5 protein-coding genes are annotated in these 4,069 nt (G+C 67.7%); 3 read left to right on the top strand and 2 right to left on the bottom strand.

Annotated elements, in window-relative coordinates; genetic code table 11:
- Positions 1–81 precede the first annotated feature (81 nt).
- The gene (locus ACESMN_RS13465) at positions 82–945 is read left to right on the top strand and encodes a formylglycine-generating enzyme family protein (protein ID WP_373054121.1); all 864 of its coding nucleotides are present in this window, start codon (positions 82–84) and stop codon (positions 943–945) included.
- 31 nt (positions 946–976) lie between these two features.
- Here the strand turns inward: ACESMN_RS13465 and ACESMN_RS13470 are convergent, their stop codons facing one another.
- Together ACESMN_RS13470 and ACESMN_RS13475 are read right to left on the bottom strand one after the other, a co-directional pair.
- Positions 977–1,492, bottom strand: coding sequence for a protein disulfide oxidoreductase (locus tag ACESMN_RS13470; protein WP_373054122.1), 516 nt, complete (start codon positions 1,490–1,492; stop codon positions 977–979).
- 121 nt (positions 1,493–1,613) lie between these two features.
- Entirely contained in the window at positions 1,614–1,997 is a 384-nt protein-coding gene (locus ACESMN_RS13475; protein WP_373054125.1) for a hypothetical protein, read from the bottom strand.
- 594 nt (positions 1,998–2,591) lie between these two features.
- Here ACESMN_RS13475 and nadA point away from each other — a divergent pair.
- Complete coding sequence (gene nadA / locus ACESMN_RS13480; protein ID WP_373054123.1) at positions 2,592–3,653, top strand: quinolinate synthase NadA; 1,062 nt, start codon at positions 2,592–2,594, stop codon at positions 3,651–3,653.
- Between the two features lie 34 nt (positions 3,654–3,687).
- The gene (locus ACESMN_RS13485; RefSeq protein ID WP_373054124.1) at positions 3,688–4,041 is read left to right on the top strand and encodes a precorrin-3B synthase; all 354 of its coding nucleotides are present in this window, start codon (positions 3,688–3,690) and stop codon (positions 4,039–4,041) included.
- Positions 4,042–4,069 lie beyond the last annotated feature (28 nt).

Consider the following 4,069-nt stretch of genomic DNA (forward strand, 5'->3'; position numbering starts at 1 on the left):
CTACCGCTGCCACGACTGAATTGCACGCGATTACGCTGGTCGAAGCGGCGCGGGGACGAATGACGTCAGAGCGAGGCAGATATGGCACAGGCAGCACTACAGCGACTCGACACGGCGGATCTGCTGGATCTGCAGCAGCAGGCGGCGCGCACAGCAGGCGTGCCCGTGATGTTCCGCGACCGCAGCCGCGAAGACGTGCCGGTGCCGGAGTTGCAGGTGATCCCGGCCGGAGAGTTCGAGATGGGCTCGGATGCCTCCGAATTCGGGCACGAGAAGAGCGAGTCCCCGCGGCGTTACATACTGATCGAGCGCCCCTTCGCGCTGGGGCGACACGCGGTCACCCGGGCCGAGTTCGCCGCCTTTCAGCAGGCGACCGGGTGGAGGCCGCGGCCGGAGGCGCTGTGGCCGAAGAGTGACCGGCAGCCGGTCTTCAACGTTCGCCGATCGGACGTGGAGGCCTACCTCGAGTGGCTGCGCGACGTCACCGGCCAGCGCTACCGGCTGCCGACCGAGGCCGAGTGGGAGTTCGCGGCGCGGGCCGGCACGCGCACGGCCTTTGCCTTCGGTGATTCCGTGGGCTGCCGGGACGTGCACTTCAACTCGCTGTTCCCCTATGACGAGCGGCGCGAGCGACGCAAGTGGTACATCCCGTTGTGCATCCCGACGCCGCGCCCGCTGGATGTCGGCAGCTTCCCGCCCAACCTCTGGGGGCTGCACGACATGCACGGTAACGTGCAGGAGTTCACATGCTCGCCCTGGCGGGACAGCCACGTGGACCTACCGCGGGATGGTGTCCATCCCCGCGGCGGTGACCAGGACTGGGTGGTGGTGAAGGGCGGTTCGTGGTTCGACCCGGCCGTCGCCTGCCGCAGCGCCGCCCGCCGCCGCCGGCACCTCACCGAGATGGACACCAATCTCGGCTTTCGGGTGCTGCGGGAGCTTTGACGGCGGGTCTCGGTGCGGACGCTCCATCGGGCTACAACCACCGCGCCAGCCAAAGCCGGAAACGCAGTTCCAGCGGCGGCGCATATCCCTGCTTGCGAAAGACGATCTGCCCATCCCGGTCGATGATGAAGGTGCTGGGGACGGCGCGCACGCCGTAGCGCTGGGCGAGCGCACCGTCCGGGTCGTTGACCACGGCGAGTTCACGTTCGCGCTCGCTCAGATGCGCGTCCACTTCGGCGGCGCTGCCGGACTGCATCGCGACGGTCAGCACCGGATGGCTGTTGCTCAGGCGCATGATCTCGCCCTCTTCCAGGCGGCAGATCGGGCACCAGGTGGCCCAGAAGTGCAGCAGCATCGGGCGATCCGCGAACTCCGTGAGGGTGACCGGGCTGCCGTCCAGCAGCAGGGCCTGAAACTCCGGCGCGGGTCCCTGCGCGAGGTCGCGCGCGAGCCAGGCGCGCACCAGGAGCACCACGCCGAGGATCAGCGCGATCTCGAGTACCCAGCGCCGCCAGCGGCGGGGTTTGCGGGCGTTTGTCGTGGTCATGGATGGATCTGAGTGCCTCGGTGCGTCGATTGGTTCCGTGCGTACTGGCCGGCGCCAACGGCGCGTTGCCCGGTGGGGACAGATTTATAAGTCTGTCCCCCGGACCCTTGCTTCGTGACCGTTAGCGAAGCATCTCCGCCTGTCCGGGACGGGAGCGGGTGGTGCGTTCCTTCGGGCCCTTGCGGGCGGCGATGCGCACCAGTTCGTCGCTGTCCGCGAGCAGGCGCTGGCGCTGCTCCTCGGTCAGCAGCGGGTTGCGCGCGACGAAGTAGCGCAGGTTCGGGTCCGGGTCGCGGACGCAGGCCTCGACCTGCTCCGGCGTGAGGTCCTTGCGCTTCGCGCAGTTGAGCCGCACCGTCTGGTTCGGGTCGCCCAGGAGCAGGGCGATCTCTTCCGGGGTCAGGTCCACGCGGCGGGAGAAGTAGGCCTTCACCTGCGCGTGCTGGTCGCGCACCAGCAGCGGGCGCCAGTCCGGATCGAGATCGGCGGAGAGCGCGAGCTCCATGCGCGCATCGAAGGATAGCGCCCGGTAGCGTTCGGAATAGTTGGCCAAGGTTGGCACGCGGTAGTGGGGAACGCACGGAGTGTGCCCAAGGCGGGGTCGGCGCGGCAAGGCTGCTGTATTGTTCGTGGCGTTTTGAAGGGCCGGGGACAGATTTATAAATCTGTCCCGCGGGGGCGGTCCCTTGCGCCGGGTTGGTGCCATGGAGTGCGGGAGCTTGCTTCCGCTTTCACGTGCTTGAGCGTGCTTCCGCGGCAGGAGGCGAGCCTCCTGCAGGGCAAAGCGGCGGCAGGCCGCCGCACTCCATACGGCGCTTGCGCTTTCATCGGGGGGGTGGCGCAGGGTGATGGCCGTTAGCCCCGTCCCCTTTACAGGAACACTGCCCATGCCGGTGAGTCGTAGTATCATGAACTTGCGATGACACTGATCTGCGCATGGGAACATCCCCCGGTTGCATTGCATGATCCGCGGGATCATGCGCCGGATCGCGGCCGGGCATCCCTCAAGGAGCGATTGGGCGCAGCCCCTGACCCGGGGTCACGACCACTGTGGGCGCACCAGGCCCGCTCCCGGTTGCGTGGATTTTCGAGGTAGACCATGGCACTGGCAGAAGCCGAGTATTCCGTTCCGGAAACGGCAACGATCGTCTCCGAGCGGCCGGATCTGGACGCGTCGGAGCAGGCAGCGCTGACGGCCCGTATCAAGACGCTGCTGGAAGAGCAGGACGCGGTGCTGGTGGCCCACTACTATGTCGATTCCTCGCTGCAGCGCATCGCCGAGGAGACCGGCGGTTGCATCGCGGATTCGCTCGAGATGGCGCGCTTCGGCAAGGAGCATCCGGCGTCCACGCTGGTCGTGGCCGGCGTGCGCTTCATGGGCGAGACCGCGAAGATCCTGAGTCCCGAGAAGCGCGTGCTGATGCCGACACTGAAGGCGGAGTGCTCGCTGGATCTCGGCTGCCCCGCCGATGCCTTCCGCGCCTTTCGGGAACAGCATCCGGACCGCACAGCGGTGGTGTATTCGAACACCTCGGTGGCGGTGAAGGCGCTTTCCGACTACGTGGTCACCTCCAGCATTGCGGTGCCGCTGATTGAATGGCTGCGTGACCAGGGGCAGAAGGTCCTCTGGGCGCCGGATCGTCACCTCGGGGACTACATCCGCCGGGAGACGGGCGCCGACATGGTGCTGTGGGACGGCTCCTGCGTGGTGCACGACGAGTTCCGTTCGCGGGAACTGGAGAAGCTGCGCAAGGCGCATCCGGCGGCCGCGGTGCTGGTGCACCCGGAGTCACCACGTGACGTGATCCTGCAGGCGGACGTGATCGGCTCCACCAGCCAGTTGATCGCGGCGGTCAAGGACCGGCCGGAATCCGAGTTCATTGTCGCGACCGACAACCGCATCTTCTACAAGATGCAGCAGGCGGCACCGCAAAAACGCCTGATCGAGGCCCCGACCGGCGGCCATAGCGCGACCTGCCGCAGCTGTGCGCACTGCCCCTGGATGGCGATGAACGACCTGACCAGCCTTGCGACCACGCTGGAGCAGGGGGGTGCCGAGATCTTCGTGGACGAAGACGAACGCGTGAAGGCCCTGACCGCGACACAGCGGATGCTGGATTTCGCGGCGGCTCACCGGCAGCGCGTCCTGGGTGATGCCTGAGGCCGACCGCCCCCGCCTGGCGGCCTTCTGACCCATGTACAAGCGTCCCGCACGATTGCTGGTCGCGGCCGTCATCGATGACGGCCGCGCGCAGGTGGTGAAGGACCTGGCCGCGGAACCGGCGCTGGCGGAATGGCTGGAGGTGCGCCCCGCGCGATCCATGCACGATCTCCGCCGGAAGGACCTGGAATGGGCCGATCTGCTGGTGGCGGTGGATAGCGAGGCCGCCCGCGGGTTTCCGGCGGAGCGGCCAGTCAGTTGCCGGCTCAAGCGCTGGGAGTTGCCGCAGGCCGGCAGTCCCGATGTGGAGGCCGCTGCGCTGCAGGCGCTGCAGTGCATGGTCGGCGGGATGCGCATGCTGTCGCGCATGGACGCTGAAGACGTTTGAAATCCGCCATTGCCCCAGACCACCCCCC

Origin of the sequence: Thioalkalivibrio sp., from assembly GCF_041690275.1 — a bacterium.
Taxonomy (GTDB): Bacteria; Pseudomonadota; Gammaproteobacteria; order Ectothiorhodospirales; family Ectothiorhodospiraceae; genus Thioalkalivibrio.

Coding starts and splice junctions, on each gene's coding strand:
- ACESMN_RS13485 (WP_373054124.1), top strand. CDS start 3,688: ATGTACAAGCGTCCCGCACGATTGCTGGTCGCGGCCGTCATCGATGAC.
- ACESMN_RS13475 (WP_373054125.1), bottom strand. CDS start 1,997: ATGGAGCTCGCGCTCTCCGCCGATCTCGATCCGGACTGGCGCCCGCTG.
- ACESMN_RS13470 (WP_373054122.1), bottom strand. CDS start 1,492: ATGACCACGACAAACGCCCGCAAACCCCGCCGCTGGCGGCGCTGGGTA.
- ACESMN_RS13465 (WP_373054121.1), top strand. CDS start 82: ATGGCACAGGCAGCACTACAGCGACTCGACACGGCGGATCTGCTGGAT.
- nadA (WP_373054123.1), top strand. CDS start 2,592: ATGGCACTGGCAGAAGCCGAGTATTCCGTTCCGGAAACGGCAACGATC.